Raw genomic sequence first — 22,592 nt, 5'->3', positions numbered from 1 at the left:
GTTTCCGAATGTCCCTCGCCAAGCCCCCCTTCTCGTTCGCCGCGATGCGCCGCCGTGCGCGTGGCCTCGTCGTGCCGGCCGTGCTGGTCGCCGCATGGCAATACGCGTCGTCCGGCGACGCGGCCCATCAATACGCGTTCGTGCCGTTGCAGCAGGTTGGCGCCGCGCTCGTCGAACTCGCACGCAGCGGCGAACTCGCAACCGATCTCGGCGCGAGCCTGCGGCGCACGACGCTCGGCCTGGCGGCCGGCATCGTGTTCGGGCTCGTGTTCGGCGCGGCGATGGCGCGCTCGACGCTCGCGCGCAAGCTCGGCGAGCCGGCGTTCCAGGCGCTGCGCTACGTGCCGCTGCTGGGGCTGATTCCGCTGCTGAGCTTGTGGGCCGGCACCGGAGAATTCGCGAAGGTGTTCATCATCGCGCTCGCCGCGTTCTACCCGATGACCACCGCCAGCTTCGACGGGCTGCGCCGCGTCGATCCGCGCTATGTCGAACTCGCGCAGTCGTATCGCCTGACGCGCGCCGGCCTGTGGCGCGACGTGCTGATCCCGGGCGCGCTGCCCGACCTGTTCGCGGGCGTGCTGCAGGCCGTGCCGTTTGCGTGGATCACGGCAACCAGCAGCGAGCTGCTGTTCAACGCGGGTGCGGGCGTCGGCAGCCTGATGCAGAACGCGCAGGCCGGCGCGCGCGCCGACGTGTTGCTGGTCTGCGTGCTGGGCGTGACGGCGCTCGCCGTCGGCATGAGTGCGCTATGCGAGCGGATCGCACAGCGCGCGCTGCGCTGGCGCGATCACGCCTGACGGCGCAGCCGCGCGTCGGCGTCGCCCGCGTCGCGCGGCTTCAGGATGCCGAGCTGCGCGAGCCGCGCGCGCACGATGTTGCGCGACTGGTCGAGCAGGCGCGACATGCGCAGCTGGTTGTGGTCGCTGTAGTCGAACACGCTGCGGTAGACGGTGTCCTCGATGTGCTGCCACAGCGCCGGCGTGCCGAGATCCAGCAGCTCGATCACCGCGTGGCGCAGCGCATCGGTGGCCTCGGCCACGTCGCGCGCACGGCGCGGCGGTGCCGCCGCCGTGATGCGCGGGTCGCCGGCATCGGGCGCGAGTGACAGCGCGGAAAACTGCAGGTCGCTCACGTCGATCACGCCGCCCGCGCAGATCAGCACCGCGTGGTGGATCACGTTCTCGAGTTCGCGGATGTTGCCGGGCCATGCATGCGCATGCAACCGGGCGCGCGCGGCGTCCGTCAGCGTCGGCGCGGCCACGCGCAGCCGCTTCGCATAGGTGTCGATGAAGTGCTCGATCAGTGGCGCGATGTCGCCGGGCCGCTCGCGCAGCGGCAACAGGCTCAGCTTGACGACGTTGAGCCGGTAGTACAGATCCTCGCGGAAATTGCCCGCGCGCACCGCGGCTTCGAGATTCACGTTGGTCGCCGCGACGAGCCGCACGTCGATCTTCACGGTCTTGCGCGAGCCGACCGGCGTCACTTCGCGCTCCTGCAGCACGCGCAGCAGCTTCACCTGCGCGGAAAGCGGCAGATCGCCCACCTCGTCGAGAAACAGCGTGCCGCGATTCGCCGATTCGAACCAGCCGGGCTGGCTGTTGATCGCGCCGGTAAACGCGCCGCGCTCGTGGCCGAACAGTTCGCTCTCGATCAGCGTCTCGGAGAATGCGCCGCAGTTGACCGCGACGAACGGGCCGTCATGGCGCTCGCTCAGCGAATGCACGAGGCGCGCGATCAGCTCCTTGCCGGTGCCGCTCTCGCCGGTGACGAGCACGGTCGCGTCGCTTGGCGCGACCAGCTGGATGCGCTCGAGCAGCACCCGCGATTTGGGATCGTCGAACGTCAGCGCCTTCGCACGAATCGTGATCGCGTGCGAAGTCGGGTCCGGCAAGCTGAAGATGGCCATGGCACGACAGGCGGGTTGAACGGGGAAGATTCGACGATAGCAAGGCGCGCGCCGGCCACGAACCAATTCATCGAGCTATCGGTATGACGGCGGCCGGATTGCGCCGGCCGCCGCATGGGGTCACGCGAGCCCGGTCATCTTCCATTGCTGCTCGAGCGCGCCCGGGCCGAATTCGAGCGAGCCGCCGAGCGGTTCCGCGAGCGCCTGGAAATACGCGGCTTCCTCGAGGATCAGGATGTACTTCGACACATCGAGGATCGATTTGCCCCAGAACGTCGCGCCGCCATTCGCTTCGATGATCGCCGGTACCTCGCGGTCACGGCGGATCGTGTCGACGATGAAGCGCGGCTCGCCGGGACGACGATCGACATACACCGGAATCTCGCGGGCGCGTGTGTAGCGCGCGGCCGGCGCATAGCGGATCGGCAGCGGGCGATGCGCGCTCGCCCAGGCGCCGAGGTACGGGCCGTGCACGTGGATCACGACGCCGACTTCCGGCACCTCGCGGAACACGTCCGCATAGCGCGGCCCGTTGCCGCCGGCGCGCGCGTCGCCGTGCAGCACGTCGCCGTCGAACGTCACGACGACCGGCTGGATCTCCCGCGACGCGGCCCACGGGCTCGGCGCCGACAGCGCGACAATGAGTTCCGTGCCCGGCACGCGCTGGAACGCCTGGAACGTGTTGGTCGCGGACAGCGTGCGCGTGTCCTTCAGCACGCGTTCGGCCTGCGTGAATTCGCGCGTGGCGCGCTCGACGAATGCCACGAGTTCGCCGCTGTCGATGGTTGAGGTGACGGACATGAGGACGGTTTCCTTGATCGGGTGAACGGATGGGCTCGCATCGCGATGTCGTAGCGCCGCGACGCACGGCCACCGGATCAGCAGCAATCGTGCCAGCCGGGCATGCATGTGTCGAAGGCCCGCGCCACGGTGCGCGTGCGCCACGCACGATGCGCGCCGTCAGAGCCACGCGTGCGCCTCTGTTGCGGGAGCAACAGCCTGCCGGCCCGGATTGCTGCCCGACACGCAGCCGCTGAAAGCGTGCGCGGCACGCCGTACGACACGGCGGCCCGTCTTGCCACGCGCCACGCGCCCGACAGCTGCGCTGGTTCGAAACTTGCATTGTGGTCGGCCCGCGCCGCGCAACGTGCAGCGCGTCCGATCCGAACTCTCCGACCTCCATCCGACCATGACGCTCCTCCCCCTGCGCGGATACGCCGCGCGCACGCTGCTGGCTTCGGCGCTCGCCGTCTCGTCCCTCCTCTCGCATGCGGCTTCGCCGGGCCGCGTTCCTGCACCCGATCCATTGCAGGGCGACGGTCGCGTGTCCGCGTTCTACACGTGGGACCGCGACATTCCGGCGACGCCCGGCGTGCTGCTGCGCACCGAGCCGCTTCCAGCGACGCTCGGGCTCGCGAGCGCCGGGCGCCAGCTGCGCATCCTCTATGCATCGACCGACGGCGTCGGCGGCCGCACGCCGATCGCCGTGTCGGGTGCGCTGTTCGTGCCGCGCGGCACGCCGCCGGCGGGCGGCTGGCCGATCGTCGCGTGGGCGCACGGCACGTTCGGGATGGCCGACATCTGCGCGCCTTCGTGGTACGGCCGCTCGTATCGCGACGTGCGCTACCTGAACGCATGGCTTCAACAAGGGTTCGCGGTCGTCGCGACCGACTATCAGGGGCTCGGCACGCCCGGCCCGAATCCGCAGCTCAACAACCGCTCGAACAGCTACACGCTGCTCGACAGCGTGCGCGCGGTGCTCGGCGGGGTGCCGGGCCTCGCGAACCAGGTCGTGCTCGTCGGCCAGTCGCAGGGCGGCTCGGCCGTGTTCGCGGCGGCCGGCTACGCGAGCGCCTACGCGCCCGAACTCGCGATCCGCGCGACCGTTGCCACCGGCACGATCTACAACGCGTCTCCCGCCACGCTCGCGTCGCTGCCGAAGTTCGAGAGCGCGTACCGGCGCGATCCCGATCGCGTCGATCCGACGCTCGCGTACCAGTTCTACTCGGTGCTCTCCGCGCAGCAGATCGATCCGTCGCTGCGCGCGGACGAAGTGCTGACCGACCAGGCATTGCCGATCCTCGAACAGTCGCGCATCAGTTGCCTCGCATCGCTCGAGGACGACGCCGCGCTCGCGCACCTCACGCACGCGAACACCGTGAAGCCCGGCGGCGATGCACGGCTGAAGGCGTGGTGGGACGAATACCTGACGTACCCGACGCTGAAGATCGCCACGCCCGTCTTCATCGGTGCGGGCGCGGACGACGGGCTCGCGCCGCTCGAACTCGCGCTCGCGAAGGACGCGTGCGCGGCGGGCACGACGGTCGAGGCGCACCTGTATGCGGGCCGCGAACACAACGGCACCGTGAACGCGTCGCTCGCCGATTCGATTCCGTTCGTGAAGCGCGTGCTCGCAGGCGAGACGATCCGCCCGATCTGCACGCCCTCCGCGCAGCAAGCCGTGTCGCAATAGCCGGCGCCACACGCTTTGCACGACGGCGCGAATGCATTTCCGAATCCGTTATTGGATCGCGGCGCCGTGCATTTTTATACTCGTCAGCACTCTCTTCCAAAGAGTGCCAACCAATCTCGACAGAACAGCACAGGACGAACCAATGAGCCTACGCCCCTTGCACGACCGCGTGATCGTGAAGCGACTCGACCAGGAAACCACCACCGCATCGGGCATCGTGATCCCCGATAGCGCCGCGGAAAAGCCCGACCAGGGTGAAGTGATCGCCGTCGGCCCCGGCCACAAGGATGCGGACGGCCAGCGCATCGTGCCCGACCTGCAGGTCGGCGAGCGCGTGCTGTTCGGCAAGTACGCGGGCCAGGCCGTCAAGGTGGACGGCAACGAGTTTCTCGTACTGCGCGAAGAAGACATCGTCGCCGTCGTCAATCAATAACGGAGCGCAATCATGGCAGCGAAGGAAATCATTTTCAGCGACGTCGCACGGGCCAAGCTGACGGAAGGCGTGAACATTCTCGCGAACGCGGTGAAGGTCACGCTCGGGCCGAAAGGCCGCAACGTCGTGCTCGAACGCAGCTTCGGCGCCCCTGTCGTCACGAAGGACGGCGTGTCGGTCGCGAAGGAAATCGAACTCGCGGACAAGCTGCAGAACATCGGCGCGCAGCTCGTGAAGGAAGTCGCGTCTCGCACGAGCGACGCGGCCGGCGACGGCACCACGACGGCCACCGTCCTCGCGCAGGCGATCGTCCGCGAAGGCCAGAAATACGTCGCGGCCGGGCTCAACCCACTCGACCTGAAGCGCGGCATCGACAAGGCCGTCTCGGCGGCCGTCGACGAGCTGAAGAAGATCAGCCGGCCGACCACCACGAGCAAGGAAATCGCGCAGGTCGCGACGATCTCCGCGAACGGCGAGGAATCGATCGGCCAGCGCATCGCCGAGGCGATCGACCGCGTCGGCAAGGAAGGCGTGATCACCGTCGAGGACGGCAAGTCGCTTGCCGACGAACTCGACGTCGTCGAAGGGCTGCAGTTCGATCGCGGCTACCTGTCGCCGTATTTCATCAACAACGCCGACAAGCAGATCGCCGAGATCGAGAACCCGTACATCCTGCTGCACGACAAGAAGATCTCGAACATCCGCGACCTGCTGCCGGTGCTCGAACAGGTCGCAAAGTCGGGCCGGCCGCTGCTGATCATCGCGGAAGATGTCGAAGGCGAAGCGCTCGCGACGCTGGTCGTGAACAACATCCGCGGAATCCTGAAGACGGTCGCCGTGAAGGCGCCGGGCTTCGGCGATCGCCGCAAGGCGCTGCTCGAGGACATCGCGATCCTCACCGGCGGGCAGGTGATTGCCGAGGAAACGGGCCTCACGCTCGAGAAGGCGACGCTCGCCGAACTCGGCCAGGCAAAGCGCATCGAGGTCGGCAAGGAAAACACGACCGTGATCGACGGCGCGGGCGATGCGAAGAACATCGAAGCGCGCGTGAAGCAGATCCGCGTGCAGATCGAGGAAGCGACCTCCGACTACGACCGTGAAAAGCTGCAGGAACGCGTGGCCAAGCTCGCGGGCGGTGTCGCGGTGATCAAGGTCGGCGGCGCGACCGAGATCGAAGTGAAGGAGAAGAAGGACCGCGTCGACGACGCGCTGCACGCGACGCGCGCGGCCGTCGAGGAAGGCATCGTGCCGGGCGGCGGTGTCGCGCTGATCCGCGTGCGGCAGGCGATCCGCGAGTTGCAGGGCGTGAATGCAGACCAGAACGCGGGCATCAAGATCGTGCTGCGTGCACTCGAGGAACCGCTGCGCCAGATCGTCACGAACGCGGGCGAGGAAGCGAGCGTCGTCGTCGCGAAGGTGGCCGAAGGCTCGGGCAACTTCGGGTACAACGCGCAGACCGGCGAATACGGCGATCTCGTCGAATCGGGCGTGCTCGATCCGACCAAGGTCACGCGCACCGCGCTGCAGAACGCGGCGTCGGTCGCGGGGCTGTTGCTGACGACCGATGCGACCGTGTTCGAAGCGCCGAAGGACGCGGCGCCGGCGGCGGCTCCCGGCGGCCCGGGTGCGGGTGGGCCCGGCTTCGACTTCTGACCGGCGCGCGCGCATTGCCCGTTCGGCGGCAGTGCGCGGCGCAACGCTCCGGTTTCATGCGCAACGCGTGGCGACCCAGTTCGCCACGCGTTGTTTTTCATCTCCGCCAGATCCGCAATCCCAATCCGGAAAGCGCAACATCGTTCAATCCCCGTCGTGCCCGATCGAATGGTGGGCCGGCCTGACGGCGAAAGCCGGCGCCGCGCGAAGGAAGTGCCGCCTTCGTCGTTGCCGGCGCGTCTCGTCTGCCACCGCCTATCCGTCGACCCGGCAGGACAGCCTGCCGCGGTGGTTCTTCGCCGGCTGGCTGAGCGATGCGGACATCGCCGCGATCCGCTTCGGCGACGAAGGCCAGGAACGGACGCTGATGCGGGTCGACGCGCACTGCGCCTTCCGCACGCGATCGAGCATTTGCAGGCGCGCGTGACCGAATATCTGCGCCTTTGACGGCGCACGACCCGCCCGGCGATTCACCTGTGCCGATCGCATGTCGTCCATCGACGCATGCGGACAACGTGCATCGCGTTCAGCCGTCCTCCACGAACCCAACAAAAAGCCGCCTGCGACACGTCACGAATGACGCCCGCAAGCGGCTCGACCTTCAGACCCGGACACCGTCAACGGCGCGTCGACAGCCTCCGCACGACACGCACCAACGCATCGACCTCGTCGCACGTGTTGTAGAACGCGAGCGACGGCCGCACCGTGGCCTCGAGCCCGAAGCGCCGCAGGATCGGCTGCGCGCAGTGATGCCCGGAGCGCACCGCGATGCCCTCCTCGTTCAGCGCCTGCCCGACCTCCTCGGTTTCATAGCCCTTCAGCACGAACGACAGCACGCTCGCCTTGTCGCGCGCGGTGCCCACGAGCCGCACGCCCGGTACCGGTGCGAGCACGCTCGTCGCGTACGCGAGCAGGTCGTGCTCGTAGCGCGCGATGTTCTCGATGCCGACGCGGCTCACGTAGTCGAGCGCCGCGCCGAGCCCCACCGCATCCGCGATGTTGCCGGTGCCGGCCTCGAAGCGGTTCGGCGGCGGCTGGAACACCGTGCGCTCGAACGTCACGTCCGCGATCATGTTGCCGCCGCCCTGCCACGGCGGCATGTCGTCGAGGATCGCGCGCTTGCCGTATACGACGCCAATCCCGGTCGGCCCGTAGATCTTGTGCCCGGAAAACACGAAGAAATCCGCATCGAGCGCCTGCACGTCCACGCGCATGTGCGAGATCGACTGCGCGCCGTCGACGAGCGCCTTCGCGCCCGCGCGATGCGCGAGCTCGACGATTTCCTTCACGGGCACGACCGTGCCGAGTGCGTTCGACACCTGCGTGACGGCCACGATCTTCGTGCGGTCGTTGAGCAGCTTCCGGTATTCGTCGAGCAGCACCTGCCCCGAATCGTCGACCGGAATCACGCGCAGCTTCGCGCCTTTCTGCGCGGCGAGCTGCTGCCAAGGCACGATGTTCGCGTGATGCTCGAGATGCGACACGACGATCTCGTCGCCTTCGCCGACATGCTGCACGCCCCACGTCTTCGCGATCAGGTTGATCGCCTCGGTCGTGCCGCGCACGAACACGATCTCGTCCGGCGACGATGCACCGATGAAGCGGCGCACGGTCTCCCGCGCATGCTCGTACGCATCGGTCGCGCGGCCCGCGAGCGCATGCGCGGCGCGGTGGATGTTCGAGTTCTCGTGCGCGTAGAAATACGCAAGGCGATCGATCACGGCCTGCGGCTTGTGCGTCGTCGCCGCGTTGTCGAACCATACGAGCGGCTTGCCGTTCACGCGCTCCTGCAGGATCGGGAAGTCGCGGCGAATCGCGTTGACGTCGAACGGCGGGTGCGCCCCGCGATGCAACTGGTTCGACGGTTCAATGGCATGCGCATCGTCGATGAAATAACGCGGGACGTCCGCGCCCGATGCGCGCGAGACCGGCAGGTCGAGCTGCACGGCGAGCAGTTCGCGCAATTCGTCGTCGCCCGGCAGCCCGAACGCTTCTGGCGAAGCCAGCCCATTCGACGGCACGACGATGTCCTCGGGCGTCGCCTGCCAGCCTTGCCGCACGCCGTCGGTGAAGTAGTACGGCGATGCGGCCTTCGCGCTTTCCTCCGCCGCGACCGCGTTCGCCTGCGGCACGCCGAGCGCCGCGCCACCGACGCGCGGCTCCAGCGCCGGCGCGATCGACACGGCGTTGTCGGGCAGCCCGTTCTGTGCGGCCGCATGCGGCGTGAGCGCCGGCACGCGATTGCCGAGCGACAGCACGTGCGTCGGTGCGGACGGCGCGAGATTCGCACCCGGTGCCTTGCCTTGCGGCAGCGCGAAGCCCGGCACGCCGGTGCCCGTGCCGCCCGGCCCGGCGAGCGGCGAGCCGGCCGGCGCGGGATTGCTCACCGACGCGAGAATCGGCGCTGCGGCCGGCAACGCCGACGGTACGCCGCCGACCGCGCCACTGCCGGCCGACAGGCCCGGCGCGGGCGCCTGCCCGGGCGGCGTCGCGAAGAACTCGGACGCGAGCCGTGCGAGCGCCGCCGGGTCCGGCAAACCGGCAGGCAGCGGCGCGTGCGGCCGCGCCGGAGCGTCGCCGCCGATCGAGCCGGGATTAACGGTAGGTGTCGGGATAGTCATGGTACTTGGCGATTTCGACGTCATCGAGGACAGCCAGCGCATCCGGCGAGTGGACCGCGAGCGAGCAGTACAGCGAAATCAGGTACGACGCGATCGCCTGGTCGTTGATCCCCATGAAGCGAACCGACAGGCCCGGCCCCTGCTCGCCCGCGACGCCCGGCTGGTAGAGCCCGACGACGCCCTGGCGCTTGTCGCCGACGCGCAGCAGCAGGATCTTCGTCTTGCCGTCCGCGACGGGCACCTTGTCCGACGGGATCAGCGGAATGCCGCGCCATGTGAGGAACTGCGAGCCGAACAGGCTGACCGTCGGCGGCGGCACGCCGCGCCGCGTGCATTCGCGGCCGAACGCGGCGATCGCGAGCGGGTGCGCGAGGAAGAACGCCGGCTCCTTCCACACCTTCGTCAGCAGTTCGTCGAGATCGTCGGGCGTCGGCGCGCCGGTCAGGGGGAAGATCCGCTGTTCGTCGGTCACGTTCGCGAGCAGCCCGTAGTCCGGGTTGTTGATCAGCTGGCCTTCCTGCAGCTCCTTGATCGTCTCGATCGTCAGGCGCAGCTGTTCCTTGATCTGGTCATGAGGGCTGCTGTAGAGATCGGAGATCCGCGTATGCACGTCGAGCACCGTGCTCACCGCGTTGAGGAAATATTCGCGCGGCTGTTCCTCGTACGGCACGAAGGTTCGCGGCAGCACGCGCTCGTCCTCGAGCTGCGTGCACGCGGCGCGCACGGCCTCCGGGTTCTTCACCTGGTTCAGCCGATAGATGCCGGCCTCGACCGGCACCCACTGCAGCAGGTGCGTCAGCCAGCGCGGCGTAATCGTGGAAAGCTGCGGGACGGTCTTGGTAGCGTTCGCTAGTTGGCGGGCGGCGTGATCGCTCAGCGCGGCCGTGCCGCTTGCAACGGTCGACATGTGTGGCTCCGGATTCTTAAGATGAAAAACGGGATTGCTTATGACGCTGGATGATTATCGGAAGCACGCACCTGCCGGCTCAACATGCTATAGCCGTCATATGGCACCACCGAACGGGAAAAGCAGCGCGATGCGTCAGGCGGCGTACACGCCGCGCAGCAGCGTCGCGATCGACACGTCGAACGCGCGCGCGATCTTGTCGGCGGTGACGATCGACGCGATCGCCTCGCCGCGCTCGATCTCGCCGACGTACGAGCGGTTCAGCCCCGCGTGTTCCGCGAGCTGCTCCTGCGACCACGTGCGGGATTCGCGGAGCTTGCGCACGTTGGCGCCGAAGTGCTGGATCAGGTCGCTCATGGCGTCACCTGCGCGGCCGGCCGAGCCGGTTCGGTCCGCGCGGGCGGGCCGGCGTTCGCCTCGCTGCGCAGCACGGCCTGCGTGACGTTCGCGCCGGCCGGCACGTCCTGCGTCAGCCACACGTTGCCGCCGATCACAGCGCCGCGGCCGATCGTCACGCGGCCGAGGATCGTTGCGCCCGCATAGATCACGACGTCGTCCTCGACGATCGGATGGCGCGCGAGCCCCTTCTCCAGATGCCCTGCCGCGTCGCGCGGGAAGCGCTTCGCGCCGAGCGTGACGGCCTGGTACACGCGCACGCGCTCGCCGATGATCGCGGTTTCGCCGATCACGACGCCCGTGCCGTGGTCGATGAAGAAGCCGCCGCCCACGCGCGCGCCCGGATGAATGTCGATACCGGTTTCGGCGTGCGCCTGCTCGGCAATGATGCGCGCGAGCAGCGGCAGCCCGAGCCGGTACAGCTCGTGCGCGAGCCGGTGATGAATCATCGCGAGGATGCCGGGATAGCACAGCAGCACTTCGTCGACGCTGCCGGCCGCCGGATCGCCGTGAAATGCGGCCAGCACGTCACTGTCGAGCAGCCGGCGAATATCCGGCAAGCGTGCGGCGAACGCCTGCACGGCCGCGGACGCGGCCTCGTCGATTTGCGCGTCGGCATTGCGTTGCCGCGCCGCGTAGCGCAACTCCAGCGTCACCTGCGCGAGCAACGCGTTCAGCGCCGCGTCGAGTGCATGGGCCACATAGAAGTTCTCGCTCTCCTGTCGCAGGTCGGGCGGCCCGAGCCGCATCGGGAACAGCACGCCATTCAGCGCTCCGATGATCTGTGCGAGCGCTTCGCGCGCGGGCAGGTCGCGCCCGCCCGGTTCGAGCGAGCGCCGCTGTTTCTCGCGCCACGCGCGGCGCACGGTCTGGAGCGACTGAACGATGTCGTCGATTTCGAATGCGGCCATGCTGACTTCTCCCCGTAACGGCCGTGATTCAGTCCTGCGTCCACGGCAGGCCGCGATGGCGCCAGCCGTTGCGGTCGCCGCGATGCTGCTGTTCGTCGAGGTCGCCCTCGAACCCTTCGAGCACGTTGAACACCTGCGTGAAGCCCGCTTTGGTGGCAGCCTCGGCCGCTTGCGCGGACCGGTTGCCGCTGCGGCAGAGCAGCAGCACCACCGCGTCCTTGCCTGTCTTCGCTTCCAGCTCGCGCACGAAGCGCGGGTTGCGCGTCAGGCTCGTGCCGGTCGCCCATGGCACGTGCAGCGACTCCGGCACGTGGCCGACGAATTTCCGTTCCTCCGCGGTCCGCACGTCGACCAGCAACGCATGGCCAGCGGAAAACAGCGCCCATGCGGCGTCGGGCGCCACGCCCCCCGCGTACGGCGTGCCCGCCGCTGCCGCGACCGCGCGGGCGTCGTCGAGCGCCTGCCGGGCGGCCGTTCGTTCTTCCAATGCAAACGTCATCACGCTTCCTTGTTCTCGCAGATTCGTATGATCAAAAAACAACCGGGAATGCGGCCGGTGCAGCTTGCTTGCTGTCTATAGCCGTCAGCACCACTATGCGAGCGCGAACAGGGAAGCAGAACCAATAAAAATTCATTTCCTAAGCAGCGGCGTGCGTAATGCAATCGCGAAGGTGTCAGCGCCGATGTAGAAATGCCCCTAGACCGCCGCCGCTGGCCTGACCAACCTCGGAGAGAAAAAGACGGTTTTTTGCCGGCGACGATGGCATCGATCTACGCCACTCGCCCGAAGAGATTGCATGTCAGGTCGTATTGACCGAGTTCCGGCACGCTTGCATCGGAATGATTGACGACGTATAACGAGCGATCGATTTTCTGAGACACCGAAATGACTCATGGGAGAGCATCAGTCATGCAACCGGAACACGCTTCAGATCTCGCAACGACTCGCCACGCAAACGCGGAAGGCCGCACGCACACACCGATTCCGCCGATCGTGCCGGCAAAAACCGCACTGGTCGTGATGCACTACCAGACCGACATTCTCGGTCTCTTTCCATCGGTCGCCCCTACCCTGCTCGCCAACACGCGCAAGCTGTGCGATGCAGCCCGGGCGGGCGGCGTCCACGTGTGTTTCGCCAATCTCCGTTTCAGCCCGGGCTACCCGGAAGTCAGTCCACGCAACAAGAACGGGCAAGGGATCAAGCAGCTCGGCCTCTTCGTCGACGACGGCCCATGCCCGGAACTCGGACGGCTGGACCACGAGCCGCTGACCGTCGCGCATCGCGCGAGCGTGTTCTTCCGCACCGACCTGCAGTCACGGCTCGTCGCGCAAGGCATCGACACGCTGATCCTCGTCGGAATTGCGTCGACCGGCGTCGTGCTGTCGTCGGTTGCGCACGCAAGCGATGCGGATTTCCGGCTGTATACGGTGAAGGACTGCTGCTACGACCCGGATGAGGTCGTGCACGAGCATCTGTTCGCGACGGCGTTCGAGACGCGCACGACAGTGCTGTCGCTCGCCGACGCACTGCTGCTGCTCGCATAGACGCGCAACACCCGCACCACGCCGGCCGGAACGCTCCCGACCGGCGCATCCCGTGCAACTTCGCGCGTTACTTCGCGATATACACGCCCGACGTCGGGCACGTCCCCTGCGTATTCCCGTCCGTCACGAGCGACGCCGCGCTCGGAAACTGCGTGGTCGCATTCGTCTTGACCGCGATCCACGCTTCCGTGAAATAGCTGACGCCGTTGGTCTTCGTGCACTTCAGCGACACCGCGCTGCGCGTATTGCTGCCGAACGCGCCTTCGAACGCGGACAGCAGCTGGTTGCGCGTCACGGTCTTGCCCGCGTTCGCCTGCAGGAACGCGTTGAACGACGTGTTGCCGAGCCGGCTGACCATGCCGGCCGCCTCGTTCCAGTATGCGTCCGGCGATGCCGAATTCGAGCAGGTGCCATGCTTGAACCATTCGTGCTTGTCGAGGCACGACGCCACGCCCGGCATGTAGGTTGACAGCGTGTTGCGCGTCGCGGTGCTGACCGGATACGCATCCATGCTGCACCACTGGTGCGCATTGTCGAGATCGACGTCGCTCTGCGGCACGCCACAGTAGAACGGCTGGTTGCCGTCGTACCTGTTCGGCCACAGGCCGTGCAGCGACAGGCTCGTCGCCGCGTACGTACCGGCGAGGTTCGTACACTCCGGCGTGTCGTGCGACGCGCAGAAGCCGGGCTCCCACGAAGCCGCGAGCAACAGGTAGTCGTAGCTGGTCTGCGCGACGGCGTGCAGCGATGCGGATGCGACGGCGAGTGCGGCCGCGGCGCGGGCGAGCGTCTTGAGCATGGCGTTTCCTCGGAAAAGGCTTGCGGTCGCGGGATGCGCCGCAAGATTGTCGAATGTCTGCCCGCGATTGTTGTCCGCGCAACGTGGCATCAATATGAAGGTCGACGAAGGAATTCGTCGTGCAACGCCGAGCCCGTTATCGGCGGCACCGATCCCGACGCTCGCCTTCCTGCGCCTGCGACGCCGGCCTGCCCTGTCGCCATCTTCATCCTGCGACGGAGCATCCCAGGATGACGGCCTCCCGGCCAGGCAAGCCATACCGCGTCGAGATCGGGAACCGGGGAAGCTTCACACGGGAATCAGGATGCGGAATGCGCTCGTGGCGTTCATTGTTGTTCGCCAGGCAAGTTCCGATAGCGGGCAACCACGCCGGATCGTCCGGCGGCGGAACCTGTCGCGCCCGGCCCTCGTCCGGCACCGCACGATTATTTCACCGACGCGGCTTCCGATTCACCCGGTGACAGTGCCGCGCTGTCCTGCGCTCGCCACGCGCGGCGCGACGCCATGATCGCCTTCACGGCCGAGCGCGCAACCTTCCACCACGCGAACGGCCGCGGATCGGCGAGCATGCTGAGCGCGCGCGCATAGTCGAGCGTGAGGCCGGGCGTCCAGGCCATCGTCACCGCACGCTTGCGGATCTGCGCGGCGACCCACAGCTCGGGCGTGAGCAGCAGCCGGATGAATGCGCCCCACCCGGCACGCGTGCCCCTGAGCCGCCACACCGCGCCGTCGAGTGCCGCTTCGAGCGCGTTCGAGACGGTGCTCGAGCAGTTGCGGTGCGTGAGGTTGTACGTGACGGTCTGCCGATACGACGACCAGAATGCGGCCAGCTTCGCCGGATCGTAATTGCGGATCCGCACGCGCACGGTCGACGGACACCACGCTTTCGACTCGGTCGCATAGTCGGGCTGGAACAGGCCCGGCACGTCGTTCTCGCGCGTCGCGCGCAGAATCCGCGTGAATTCGTCCGGAGAACGATCGATTTCCACCGCCGGATAGAGGCTGATGTAGACGCCCTCGGGCGACTCCAGCGCCGCATGGCCAGTGGAGATCACGCCGTTGACGTCCACCGCCGCGATGTAGCGGTCGATCACCGGATAGCGCTGGGCTTCGGCCTTCGACGTGCCGGTCGGCGTCCACACGTGCACGGTCAGCGCGTGCTCGTGGTCGGCCGGCGGGCCGTCCCATTCCGATTGCGTGAAGCGCGGGATGTCGGGCGCCGCGTCGATGTCGGGCACGATCGACGGCGCCGGCGATGTGACGAACGCGGGATTTCGCGTCAGCCGCCGCACGCGCGCGGCAAGGCTCAGCATGTGCATCCCGCCAAACATCAGCAGCAGGCCGAGGCAGTACGGCACGGTACCCACATAGTGGGTCGGATACGGCTGATAGAAGAAGACGGCCAGCAGGATCTCGACGACGCCCCACGCGAATGCAACGTTCCAGCGCCGGTAACGCACCATCCATGCGGACGTGCACTGCAGCAGCCCGTCGACGAGGAACAGCGTGCCGAAGATCATCGACAAGAGGAAGTGGCCGTGATGATGGCCCGCGAACACGAGCCCGGCGGCCACGACGACCGCGATGCCCTTCACGTAGCGCAGGATGCGCTGGCCGCCGACGCCGCTGCCAGCCACCGCGAGCGTCGCGAGCCCCTCGATCAGGAACAGCCAGGCGAACAGTTCGATCGGAAAATGCAGCGCACCGTCGAGCGCGTCGACGAAGATGCCGACGCCCGCGACGACCCACAACCAGCCCAGCACGGTCAGCCCGCGCGAGCGCGTTCGCAGATATTCGATGCCCAGCAGCAGCAAGACCAGTCGTACCATGGCGCCCTCGTATGTTTTTTCGGGATACGCGCTGGCCACGTGTCCCGCGTCGTGCCGACCGCGCATTCGTGCGATGCGGAAGTCGGAAGCCAGAGCTGACCGGCGCATCATGTTTCAACATGAACAATGACAGCCGGCGCACTCCGCTTTCGCCGAATAATAAGATATGGAGGAGCCGGTTGAAAGCCTGGCGAAAACAATTCCGGTGAGTCCTGACGCCCGACGTCAAGGTCGTCGTGATCCAGGCATCCCCGGAACAACGGCCGATTGATCCATTTCGCAACGCGGCGCCAGCGCGGCCCGCATCCCGAACGGAGCACGAATATGTCCGCCTCACCGCTTCACACCCCGCCGCTCGGCCCGCAACTCAAGCGTTGGCGCACGCTGCATCGCGTGAAGCAGAGCCACGCGGCCGAGTTGTTCGGCGTCGCGCAATCGACGATTTCGCGCTGGGAAGCCGGCATCCAGCAGATGTCGCCCGACGAGCGCGCGATGGCCGAGCGGCTGCTTGCCGCGCGCCTGGATTCAGCGGGCGACCGTGCACTCGCCCGGCTGATCGCGAGCAGCACGGCCCGCATGCATCTCGTGTGCGACCTCACGCACCGCCTGCTCGCCTGCTCGCCATCGCGCGCGGCCGAGTTCTCGCGGCCGCTGCCGACGTTGCTCGGCACATCGCTGTGGCGCTACGCGACGCCGGAAATCGTCCGCATGGAAGCCGCGCTCGACCCGCTTGGCTGGCACGATCGCGCGGGGCCGCCGAGCGTCGAATTCGCGACTGGCGCAAATGTATCGCGCGTCGTGCCGATCCGCGGCAGCACCTGCCGATGGACACGGATGACGCTGTCGGACGGCTCCGCCGCGCGGCTCGTCGAAACGTTGTAGCAAGCGCGGCGCGCATATTTCATGCGTGGACGCATCGCGTCCGCGCGACGTACGCTTGAGGGCTCGAATCAAGCACTTCCCTGCCATGAACCTCGACACGATCCACGCGCGGCTCGATTTCCTGCGCGAAGCCGAACGCCTGAAAGACGTGCTGCGCAGCGGCCATACGTCGACCGGGCGCGCCGAAAGCACGGCCGAACACAGCTGGCGGCTGTGCCTGATGGCGCTCGTGTTTGCCGATGCGCTACCCGACGTCGACACGACGAAGCTGCTGAAGCTGTGCGTCGTCCACGATCTCGGCGAAGCGCTGCACGGCGACATCCCTGCGATCGAGCAGGCCGCGCATCCGGACAAGAACACACGCGAACGCGACGACCTGCTGACGCTGACGGCCGGGCTCGATCGCGTGCTGCGCGACGAGATCGTCGCACTGTGGGACGAATACGAGGCGGCGGCATCACCGGAAGCGCGCGCCGCGAAGGCACTCGACAAGCTCGAAACGATCCTCCAGCACAACCAGGGCAACAATCCGCCGGATTTCGACTACGCGTTCAATCTCGGCTACGGCCGGCGCTACACCGACGCGGTGCCGCTATTCAGCACGATCCGCGCGATCGTCGACGCGGACACGCAACGCCGGATCGACGCTCGCGGCAACGGCGCGTAAGCGCGCGGAACCGGCCGCGCGCGACACTGCGCGCGTCATTCACACACCGCCGCCCCGCGCCTTGCCGGCGCGAACGCCACCGCGCTCGCGATCGCGAGCACGGCCACGCCAGCCGCGCCGTACACCATCACCCAGCCGAACCCGTGCAGGAGCGCCGCGTGCAGCGCCGCCCCGGTCGGGTCGGCCTTTGCGAGCGCCGGCGCGATCGCCTGCAGCCCATCGGTGCGGCCCGACGCGATCTGCTGCGCCAGCATGCGCAGCGTCCCCGCATCGACCGCCCCCGCGACGCCCGCCTTCAGGCTCGCGACGATCCCCGCAACCAGCACGAAGCCCATCGTCGCGATGTTCAGCGCGAGCGAGATCATCCGCGCGCTCATGTCGATGCCTGATGCCATCCCGGCGCGCGAGCTTGGCACCGCGCCCGTCGTCGTGTTCGTGACCGGCGTGTTGGTGAGCCCGAGCCCGATGCCGGCGATCACGCAGCCTGGCAGCATCGTGAGCCAGCTGGCATGCTCGACGCCGCTGCCGATCCGCATCAGCGCGAAGCCGGCCGCGATCGTAAACAGGCCACCCGGAATCACGACACCAGGCCCGTAGCGCAGTGCGAGCCGCTCGCCGAACGGCGGCGCCACCAGCGTCGGCAGCGTGTATGCGAGCAGCGCGAGGCCGGCCGTCACGCTGTCGTAGCCGAGCGCGACCTGGAACCAGATCGGCAGGTAGATCATGAACGGCCAGAAGCTGAAGTTCATCCCCATCGAGCCGAAGATCGCGCCGGTGAACGCGCGAATCCGGAACACGGAGAAGTCGAACATCGGCCGCGCGCTCGTGCGCTCCGCGATGAAGAAGCCGGCCAGCGCGAGCACGGTCGCACCGAGCACGCCGAGCCCGGCCGCACTCGTGAGCCCCAGCTCCGCGCTCTGCGTGATGTAGAACGCGAGACCGAGCACGGCAAGCGACAGCGTGACGATGCCCGCGACGTCGAGCGTGCCCGCGTGCGGATCGCGCGACTCCCGCACCGCGCCGCCGACCAGCACGAGCGCGACCGCCGCGAGCGGCGCATGCACGAGAAACACCCATGGCCAGTTCGCCAGCGCGACGATCGCGCCGCCGACGAGCGGCCCGAAGCCGAGACCGATCCCGAACACGATCCCCCAGATCCCGAACGCGCGGCCGCGCTCGCGCCCTTCGCGGAACTGGTGCGACAGCACCGCGATCTGGCAGATCAGCATCGCGCCGCCGCTCGCGCCCTGCAGCAGCCGGCCCGCGACCAGCACCGGCACGGTCGGCGCAAGCCCGCACAGCAACGACGTCGCACCGAACAGCACGGTGCCGATCACGTACACGCGCTTACGGCCGAACCGGTCCGCAAGCGTGCCGGCCGCCATCAGCACCGTCGTGCACGCAATCGTGTACGCGTTCATGATCCACTGCATGCCGTTGAAGTCGCCGTGCAGCACGTGTTCGAGCGTCGGCAGGATCACCGGCACGCTCGAGATCTCGAGGCCGAACATCAGCGACGTGAGACAGACGGCCGCGAGCGCGACCGCATTCCTGCGGGAGTCGGATAGCGTCATGCGTATTGCGCGCCGGCCCGGCAACGGGCCGCGCGCCTCCAGTGAGAAGGGTTCGCCGCGCGCGGCCGGCGACGCACGCTGAACGGGAATCGGTACTATAGTGAGAATTTCGCTCCCCATTGACGCGCCTATTTCCACGAACCAGGGAATCACAGGACGCAATCAATCCAACCCGCCATGACCGACAGACTCGACGGCGTAACGACCTTCGTCCAGGTCGTGGAATCCGGCAGCTTCGCGCTCGCCGCGGAACGGCTCGACATGACGCGCTCGGCGGTCGGCAAGGCGATCGCGCGGCTCGAGAAGCGGCTCGGCGCGCGGCTGCTGCAGCGCACGACCCGCAGCCAGAGCCTGACCGACGACGGCCAGGCGTACTACGACCGCTGCGTGCGCGCGCTCGCGGAGCTGGAAGCGGCCGAAGCCGATCTCGATTGCGGCCGCAACGAAGCGCGCGGCAAGCTGCGGCTGAGCGTGCCGCTCGCATTCGGGCATCACTGCGTGACGCCGATCGTGCTCGATCTCGCGCGCACCTATCCGCACCTGCGGATCGACGTGTCGATCACCGACCGTTTCGTCGATCTGGTCGAGGAAGGGATCGACCTCGCGGTACGAATCGGCCAGCTCGCGGACAGCACAAGCCTCGCGGTACGGCGGCTCGGCACGCAATACGGGAGCCTCGGCGCGGCGCCGTCGTATCTCGCGCGCTACGGAATGCCGCAATCGCTCGACGACCTCAGGAACCACCGGACGATCGCGTATTCACGCTCGGGCGTCGCGCAGCCGTGGGACCTGCGCGCGCCGGACGGCTCGACGGTGCGCATCGACATGCCGCATCAGCTCAGTTTCGACGACGTGCAGGCAATCGCGGCGGCAGGCGCCTCGGGGTTCGGAATCGCATGGCTGCCGAGCTGGCTGCTCGATCATTACGTGAAGCGCGGCGAAATGGTCGTCGTGCTCGACCGCTGCTTCGTCTGCGAAGGCGACATCCACGCGATCTGGCCGAAAACGCGCTACCTGCCGCGCAAGACGCGCTGTGTGATCGACGCGCTCGTGCAGGCGGTGCCGCCGATGATCGAGCGCTGAGCGCAGACGCGCAGAAAGGAAATGGGTTGAAGCCGACGCGCCGCACAGGCGCGTCGGTGCATCACGTCACCTCACGCCGCGCCAAGATCGGCGAGCGGATGTGCGAACAGTTTCCACGGCGACGTCAGGAAATGCCGCACGCGTTCGGCGCGCAGTTCGACGAGCGACGCCGGCGCCCAGCGCGGCTTGCGATCCTTGTCGACGAGGTGCGCGCGCACGCCTTCGCAGAAGTCGCCCTCCTCGATCGCGCGCGCCACGATGCCGAGCTCCATCCGGAACGATTCGGCGAGCGTCATCTGACGGCCGCGCAGCAGCGCTTCGCGCGTCACGCACAACATCGTCGGCGAATGGCCGTTGAGTGCGTCGAGCGTCGCCTGCAGCCATTGGCGATGCTCGCGCGCCAGCTCGTCGCGTTCAAGCTCCTGCTTCAGCGTCGCGACGATCCGCTCGACGGTCGAGCGCTTGTCGAAGTGACGAACGATCCACGCCATCTGGCTGTCGAGCGCCGAATGCGGCACGACGTTGCACGGCGGCTCGAACACCTTGCGCAGCGCCGGCAGCACGTCGCCGTCCCATTTGACGCTTTCGATGCGCGTCTCGAACGTATCGAGCCACGACGACGGCACGCACAGGTCGGCGAGCTTCGCGGTCAGCGCGTCGGCACCCGACAGCATCGCGCCCGTCAACCCCACGTACAGCTCGAGTTCGACCGGCATGCGCGACAGGAAATGCGTCGCGCCGACGTCCGGCACGAGGCCGATGCGCGTCTCCGGCATCGCGATCTTGCTGCGCTCGGTCGCGACGCGCAGCGCCGCCCCTTGCGCAAGCCCCATTCCGCCGCCCATCGTCACGCCGTCCATCAGCGCGACGACCGGCTTCGGGAACGCATGGATCGCGTAGTCGAGCCGGTATTCGTCGACGAAGAACGGCAGCCACGTCTCGCGCTGCGCGACCATCCGGTGCAGCGCGCGCACGTCGCCGCCCGCGCAGAAGCCCTTCTCGCCCGCGCCGCGCAGCACCACCGCGACGATCTGGTCATCGGTGCGGCACCGTTCGAGGTGTGCGGCCAGCTCGCCGATCATCGAATAGGACAACGCATTGAGCGCGGCCGGCCGGTTCAGCGTGATGAGCGCCACGCGGTTCACCACGCGGAACAGCACCTCCGGCGCGGGTTGCGCGACGCTGTCATGAGTCTTGACCGGCGTGCTCATCGTTGCGGCTCTCCATCGGTATGCCATTGCGGCGCGCGCTTGCCGAGAAACGCGGCCACGCCTTCGCGCGGATCGTTCGTGTCGAACAGGTCGACGAAGCGTTCGCGCTCGACCGCGAGCGCCGCGCTGCGCGGCACGCCGCGGCGCGCGAGGCCGATCAGTTCCTTGCTGTATGCAATCGCGTGCGGGCTCTGCCGTGCGACGTTGCGCGCGAGCGCCAGCGCCGCATCGCGTGCCGCGCCGCTTTCGACCACGTCCTCGACGAGGCCGATCCTGAGCGCCGTTGCCGCGTCGACGCGCGTGCCGGCCAGGATGATCTTCTTCGCCCAGCCCTCGCCGACGAGCCAGGGCAGTGTCTGCGTGCCGAGCCCGCACGGCAGCAGGCCGACCGACGGTTCGGGCAGCGCCATCTGCGCGTGCGTCTCCGCGATCCGCAGGTCGCACGCGAGTGCGCATTCGAGGCCGCCGCCCATCGCATAGCCGTTGATCGCCGCGATCGTCACGACACGCGCGTCATGCAGCGCCTCGAACGCCGCGCCAAAGCGCGCGGCCATCGCGCGCGCGACCGCGCGGTCACCGTCGGCGAACGTGTTCAGGTCGGCGCCCGCGCTGAAGAACTTCGGGCCGTCGCCGGTGATCACCAGCGCGCGCACGCGCGGGTTCGCGTTCAGTTCGGCGACGGTTTCCTGCAGTTGCCGCAGCCCGTCGGCGGTAAATGCGTTCGCGGGCGGACGCTTGAGCGTCGCGCACGCGATCGCGCCGTCGTCGACGTAGTCCAGTTCGATCATGAGGCGTCCTTCTTCGTGGCCGGTTGGTACAGGCGGATCACCGCCGAGAAATCGAGTTGCCCGTCGCCGCGGCTGCTCATCGTCTGGTACAGCTGCTGCGCGAGCGCGCCGAGATAGACGGGCTGGCGCGCCTGCTTCGCGGCGTCGTTCGCGAGGCCGAGATCCTTCAGCATCAGGTCGGTGCCGAAGCCGCCGCTGTAGCCGCGCGACGACGGCGCGGTGTCGATCACGCCCGGATACGGGTTGTAGGTGTCCGAGCTCCAGCAACGGCCCGTCGACGTATTGACGATCCCGGCCAGCACCTTCGGGTCGATGCCGAGCGCGACGCCGAGCGACATCGCCTCCGACACGGCCGCCATCGAGATGCCGAGCACGAGGTTGTTGCATACCTTCGCGACCTGCCCCATCCCCGTCGCGCCGCAATGGACGATGTTCTTGCCCATGCCGGCGAGCACGGGCTTCACGCGCTCGAAATCCGCGTCGCTGCCGCCGACCATGAAGGTCAAGGTGCCTGCCGCCGCGCCGCCGGTGCCGCCCGACACGGGCGCATCGACGAACGCGCCGCCGCGCTCGCGCACGAGCGCGCCGAACGCCTGCGCGCTCGCCGGATCGATCGTGCTCGAATCGATCACGGTCGCGCCGGCGCCGAGGCCGGCCAGCACGCCGTTCTCGCCGGCGAGCACCGAGCGCACGTGCGGCGCGGCCGGCAGCATCGTGATGACGAAGGTCGCGCCCGATGCGGCTTCGCGCGGCGACCCGGCCACCTGCGCGCCGGCGTCCTGCAGCGCGCGCAATGCGTCGGCGCTCAGGTCGAACGCGTGCACTTCATGGCCAGCCTTCAGGAGGTTCAGCGCCATCGGCCCACCCATGTGGCCGAGTCCGATAAATCCGATCTTCATGTTCGTGTCCTCCC

General features: G+C 68.0%; 22 protein-coding genes. 9 read left to right on the top strand and 13 right to left on the bottom strand.

What is annotated here, in order from left to right; genetic code table 11:
* The first annotated feature begins 8 nt into the window (after positions 1 to 8).
* The gene (locus DIE08_RS05050; protein ID WP_124901174.1) at positions 9 to 797 is read left to right on the top strand and encodes an ABC transporter permease; all 789 of its coding nucleotides are present in this window, start codon (positions 9 to 11) and stop codon (positions 795 to 797) included.
* On the opposite strand, the gene DIE08_RS05045 is transcribed toward DIE08_RS05050, so the two are convergent.
* Positions 788 to 1,906: a sigma-54-dependent Fis family transcriptional regulator gene (locus DIE08_RS05045; RefSeq protein ID WP_124621987.1), complete on the bottom strand. Its 1,119-nt coding sequence runs from the start codon at positions 1,904 to 1,906 to the stop codon at positions 788 to 790. The genes DIE08_RS05050 and DIE08_RS05045 overlap by 10 nt on opposite strands.
* A gap of 120 nt (positions 1,907 to 2,026) precedes the next feature.
* Positions 2,027 to 2,707, bottom strand: coding sequence for a class II aldolase/adducin family protein (locus tag DIE08_RS05040; protein ID WP_124901173.1), 681 nt, complete (start codon positions 2,705 to 2,707; stop codon positions 2,027 to 2,029).
* Positions 2,708 to 3,095: 388 nt separating this feature from the next.
* Between DIE08_RS05040 and DIE08_RS05035 the strand changes: the two genes are divergently transcribed.
* The 4 genes from DIE08_RS05035 (at position 3,096) to DIE08_RS05020 (ending at position 6,892) form a co-directional block, all read left to right on the top strand.
* Positions 3,096 to 4,379 carry an alpha/beta fold hydrolase gene (locus tag DIE08_RS05035; protein ID WP_124621991.1) on the top strand — a complete coding sequence of 428 codons (1,284 nt, stop codon included), beginning with the start codon at positions 3,096 to 3,098 and terminating at the stop codon, positions 4,377 to 4,379.
* A 142-nt stretch (positions 4,380 to 4,521) separates the two neighbouring features.
* Positions 4,522 to 4,812, top strand: a complete 291-nt coding sequence (locus DIE08_RS05030) for a co-chaperone GroES (protein WP_124901172.1) — start codon at positions 4,522 to 4,524, stop codon at positions 4,810 to 4,812.
* Positions 4,813 to 4,824: 12 nt separating this feature from the next.
* Positions 4,825 to 6,465 (top strand): chaperonin GroEL, encoded by a 1,641-nt coding sequence (groL, locus tag DIE08_RS05025; RefSeq protein WP_124621993.1) that lies wholly within the window; start codon positions 4,825 to 4,827, stop codon positions 6,463 to 6,465.
* Between the two features lie 67 nt (positions 6,466 to 6,532).
* Positions 6,533 to 6,892, top strand: coding sequence for a hypothetical protein (locus DIE08_RS05020; protein ID WP_124901171.1), 360 nt, complete (start codon positions 6,533 to 6,535; stop codon positions 6,890 to 6,892).
* 190 nt (positions 6,893 to 7,082) lie between these two features.
* On the opposite strand, the gene DIE08_RS05015 is transcribed toward DIE08_RS05020, so the two are convergent.
* From DIE08_RS05015 to DIE08_RS04995, 5 genes are all read right to left on the bottom strand, one after another.
* Positions 7,083 to 9,086 carry a family 2A encapsulin nanocompartment cargo protein cysteine desulfurase gene (locus DIE08_RS05015; RefSeq protein ID WP_124901170.1) on the bottom strand — a complete coding sequence of 668 codons (2,004 nt, stop codon included), beginning with the start codon at positions 9,084 to 9,086 and terminating at the stop codon, positions 7,083 to 7,085.
* The gene (locus tag DIE08_RS05010) at positions 9,061 to 9,993 is read right to left on the bottom strand and encodes a family 2A encapsulin nanocompartment shell protein (RefSeq protein WP_124901169.1); all 933 of its coding nucleotides are present in this window, start codon (positions 9,991 to 9,993) and stop codon (positions 9,061 to 9,063) included. The genes DIE08_RS05015 and DIE08_RS05010 overlap by 26 nt, the downstream gene beginning before the upstream one ends.
* A gap of 135 nt (positions 9,994 to 10,128) precedes the next feature.
* Complete coding sequence (locus DIE08_RS05005; protein WP_124622001.1) at positions 10,129 to 10,350, bottom strand: helix-turn-helix domain-containing protein; 222 nt, start codon at positions 10,348 to 10,350, stop codon at positions 10,129 to 10,131.
* Complete coding sequence (gene epsC / locus DIE08_RS05000) at positions 10,347 to 11,300, bottom strand: serine O-acetyltransferase EpsC (RefSeq protein ID WP_124901168.1); 954 nt, start codon at positions 11,298 to 11,300, stop codon at positions 10,347 to 10,349. The genes DIE08_RS05005 and epsC overlap by 4 nt, the downstream gene beginning before the upstream one ends.
* Before the next feature lie 28 nt (positions 11,301 to 11,328).
* Positions 11,329 to 11,799 carry a rhodanese-like domain-containing protein gene (locus tag DIE08_RS04995; RefSeq protein WP_124622003.1) on the bottom strand — a complete coding sequence of 157 codons (471 nt, stop codon included), beginning with the start codon at positions 11,797 to 11,799 and terminating at the stop codon, positions 11,329 to 11,331.
* A gap of 411 nt (positions 11,800 to 12,210) precedes the next feature.
* Here DIE08_RS04995 and DIE08_RS04990 point away from each other — a divergent pair, with 411 nt between their 5' ends.
* Positions 12,211 to 12,846 (top strand): isochorismatase family cysteine hydrolase, encoded by a 636-nt coding sequence (locus DIE08_RS04990; protein ID WP_124901167.1) that lies wholly within the window; start codon positions 12,211 to 12,213, stop codon positions 12,844 to 12,846.
* 67 nt (positions 12,847 to 12,913) lie between these two features.
* Here the strand turns inward: DIE08_RS04990 and DIE08_RS04985 are convergent, their stop codons facing one another.
* On the bottom strand, positions 12,914 to 13,645 hold the full coding sequence (locus DIE08_RS04985) for a ribonuclease T2 (protein ID WP_124622007.1): 732 nt from the start codon (positions 13,643 to 13,645) through the stop codon (positions 12,914 to 12,916).
* Positions 13,646 to 14,070: 425 nt separating this feature from the next.
* Positions 14,071 to 15,474 carry an HdeD family acid-resistance protein gene (locus DIE08_RS04980; RefSeq protein WP_124901166.1) on the bottom strand — a complete coding sequence of 468 codons (1,404 nt, stop codon included), beginning with the start codon at positions 15,472 to 15,474 and terminating at the stop codon, positions 14,071 to 14,073.
* Between the two features lie 324 nt (positions 15,475 to 15,798).
* On the opposite strand from DIE08_RS04980, the gene DIE08_RS04975 reads away from it, so the two are divergent.
* Positions 15,799 to 16,356, top strand: coding sequence for a helix-turn-helix transcriptional regulator (locus DIE08_RS04975; RefSeq protein ID WP_124901165.1), 558 nt, complete (start codon positions 15,799 to 15,801; stop codon positions 16,354 to 16,356).
* An 85-nt stretch (positions 16,357 to 16,441) separates the two neighbouring features.
* Complete coding sequence (locus DIE08_RS04970; RefSeq protein WP_124901164.1) at positions 16,442 to 17,023, top strand: HD domain-containing protein; 582 nt, start codon at positions 16,442 to 16,444, stop codon at positions 17,021 to 17,023.
* Positions 17,024 to 17,058: 35 nt separating this feature from the next.
* Here DIE08_RS04970 and DIE08_RS04965 read toward each other — a convergent pair whose 3' ends face one another.
* Positions 17,059 to 18,597: an MFS transporter gene (locus DIE08_RS04965; protein WP_124901163.1), complete on the bottom strand. Its 1,539-nt coding sequence runs from the start codon at positions 18,595 to 18,597 to the stop codon at positions 17,059 to 17,061.
* 177 nt (positions 18,598 to 18,774) lie between these two features.
* Here DIE08_RS04965 and DIE08_RS04960 point away from each other — a divergent pair, with 177 nt between their 5' ends.
* Positions 18,775 to 19,680: a LysR family transcriptional regulator gene (locus DIE08_RS04960; protein WP_124901162.1), complete on the top strand. Its 906-nt coding sequence runs from the start codon at positions 18,775 to 18,777 to the stop codon at positions 19,678 to 19,680.
* Between the two features lie 71 nt (positions 19,681 to 19,751).
* On the opposite strand, the gene DIE08_RS04955 is transcribed toward DIE08_RS04960, so the two are convergent.
* From DIE08_RS04955 to mmsB, 3 genes are read right to left on the bottom strand one after another with little or no spacing between them, the layout of a single operon-like run.
* Positions 19,752 to 20,891, bottom strand: coding sequence for an enoyl-CoA hydratase/isomerase family protein (locus tag DIE08_RS04955; protein ID WP_124901161.1), 1,140 nt, complete (start codon positions 20,889 to 20,891; stop codon positions 19,752 to 19,754).
* The gene (locus tag DIE08_RS04950) at positions 20,888 to 21,679 is read right to left on the bottom strand and encodes an enoyl-CoA hydratase (RefSeq protein ID WP_124901160.1); all 792 of its coding nucleotides are present in this window, start codon (positions 21,677 to 21,679) and stop codon (positions 20,888 to 20,890) included. The genes DIE08_RS04955 and DIE08_RS04950 overlap by 4 nt, the downstream gene beginning before the upstream one ends.
* Positions 21,676 to 22,578, bottom strand: coding sequence for a 3-hydroxyisobutyrate dehydrogenase (gene mmsB, locus DIE08_RS04945; RefSeq protein WP_059600174.1), 903 nt, complete (start codon positions 22,576 to 22,578; stop codon positions 21,676 to 21,678). Before mmsB ends, DIE08_RS04950 begins: the two co-directional genes overlap by 4 nt.
* Positions 22,579 to 22,592 lie beyond the last annotated feature (14 nt).

The organism is Burkholderia sp. Bp9004 (assembly GCF_003858025.1).
GTDB classification, from domain to species: domain Bacteria; phylum Pseudomonadota; class Gammaproteobacteria; order Burkholderiales; family Burkholderiaceae; genus Burkholderia; species Burkholderia diffusa.
Note: the sequence above shows the minus strand (reverse complement) of the source record. Positions and strands in the feature narration are given on the sequence as shown.

Excerpts from the sequence above, each read along its gene's own strand:
- DIE08_RS05050 (WP_124901174.1), top strand. The coding sequence starts at position 9 with ATGTCCCTCGCCAAGCCCCCCTTCTCGTTCGCCGCGATGCGCCGCCGT.
- DIE08_RS05045 (WP_124621987.1), bottom strand. The coding sequence starts at position 1,906 with ATGGCCATCTTCAGCTTGCCGGACCCGACTTCGCACGCGATCACGATT.
- DIE08_RS05040 (WP_124901173.1), bottom strand. The coding sequence starts at position 2,707 with ATGTCCGTCACCTCAACCATCGACAGCGGCGAACTCGTGGCATTCGTC.
- DIE08_RS05035 (WP_124621991.1), top strand. The coding sequence starts at position 3,096 with ATGACGCTCCTCCCCCTGCGCGGATACGCCGCGCGCACGCTGCTGGCT.
- DIE08_RS05030 (WP_124901172.1), top strand. The coding sequence starts at position 4,522 with ATGAGCCTACGCCCCTTGCACGACCGCGTGATCGTGAAGCGACTCGAC.
- groL (WP_124621993.1), top strand. The coding sequence starts at position 4,825 with ATGGCAGCGAAGGAAATCATTTTCAGCGACGTCGCACGGGCCAAGCTG.
- DIE08_RS05015 (WP_124901170.1), bottom strand. The coding sequence starts at position 9,086 with ATGACTATCCCGACACCTACCGTTAATCCCGGCTCGATCGGCGGCGAC.
- DIE08_RS05010 (WP_124901169.1), bottom strand. The coding sequence starts at position 9,993 with ATGTCGACCGTTGCAAGCGGCACGGCCGCGCTGAGCGATCACGCCGCC.
- DIE08_RS05005 (WP_124622001.1), bottom strand. The coding sequence starts at position 10,350 with ATGAGCGACCTGATCCAGCACTTCGGCGCCAACGTGCGCAAGCTCCGC.
- epsC (WP_124901168.1), bottom strand. The coding sequence starts at position 11,300 with ATGGCCGCATTCGAAATCGACGACATCGTTCAGTCGCTCCAGACCGTG.
- DIE08_RS04995 (WP_124622003.1), bottom strand. The coding sequence starts at position 11,799 with ATGACGTTTGCATTGGAAGAACGAACGGCCGCCCGGCAGGCGCTCGAC.
- DIE08_RS04990 (WP_124901167.1), top strand. The coding sequence starts at position 12,211 with ATGCAACCGGAACACGCTTCAGATCTCGCAACGACTCGCCACGCAAAC.
- DIE08_RS04985 (WP_124622007.1), bottom strand. The coding sequence starts at position 13,645 with ATGCTCAAGACGCTCGCCCGCGCCGCGGCCGCACTCGCCGTCGCATCC.
- DIE08_RS04980 (WP_124901166.1), bottom strand. The coding sequence starts at position 15,474 with ATGGTACGACTGGTCTTGCTGCTGCTGGGCATCGAATATCTGCGAACG.
- DIE08_RS04975 (WP_124901165.1), top strand. The coding sequence starts at position 15,799 with ATGTCCGCCTCACCGCTTCACACCCCGCCGCTCGGCCCGCAACTCAAG.
- DIE08_RS04970 (WP_124901164.1), top strand. The coding sequence starts at position 16,442 with ATGAACCTCGACACGATCCACGCGCGGCTCGATTTCCTGCGCGAAGCC.
- DIE08_RS04965 (WP_124901163.1), bottom strand. The coding sequence starts at position 18,597 with ATGACGCTATCCGACTCCCGCAGGAATGCGGTCGCGCTCGCGGCCGTC.
- DIE08_RS04960 (WP_124901162.1), top strand. The coding sequence starts at position 18,775 with ATGACCGACAGACTCGACGGCGTAACGACCTTCGTCCAGGTCGTGGAA.
- DIE08_RS04955 (WP_124901161.1), bottom strand. The coding sequence starts at position 20,891 with ATGAGCACGCCGGTCAAGACTCATGACAGCGTCGCGCAACCCGCGCCG.
- DIE08_RS04950 (WP_124901160.1), bottom strand. The coding sequence starts at position 21,679 with ATGATCGAACTGGACTACGTCGACGACGGCGCGATCGCGTGCGCGACG.
- mmsB (WP_059600174.1), bottom strand. The coding sequence starts at position 22,578 with ATGAAGATCGGATTTATCGGACTCGGCCACATGGGTGGGCCGATGGCG.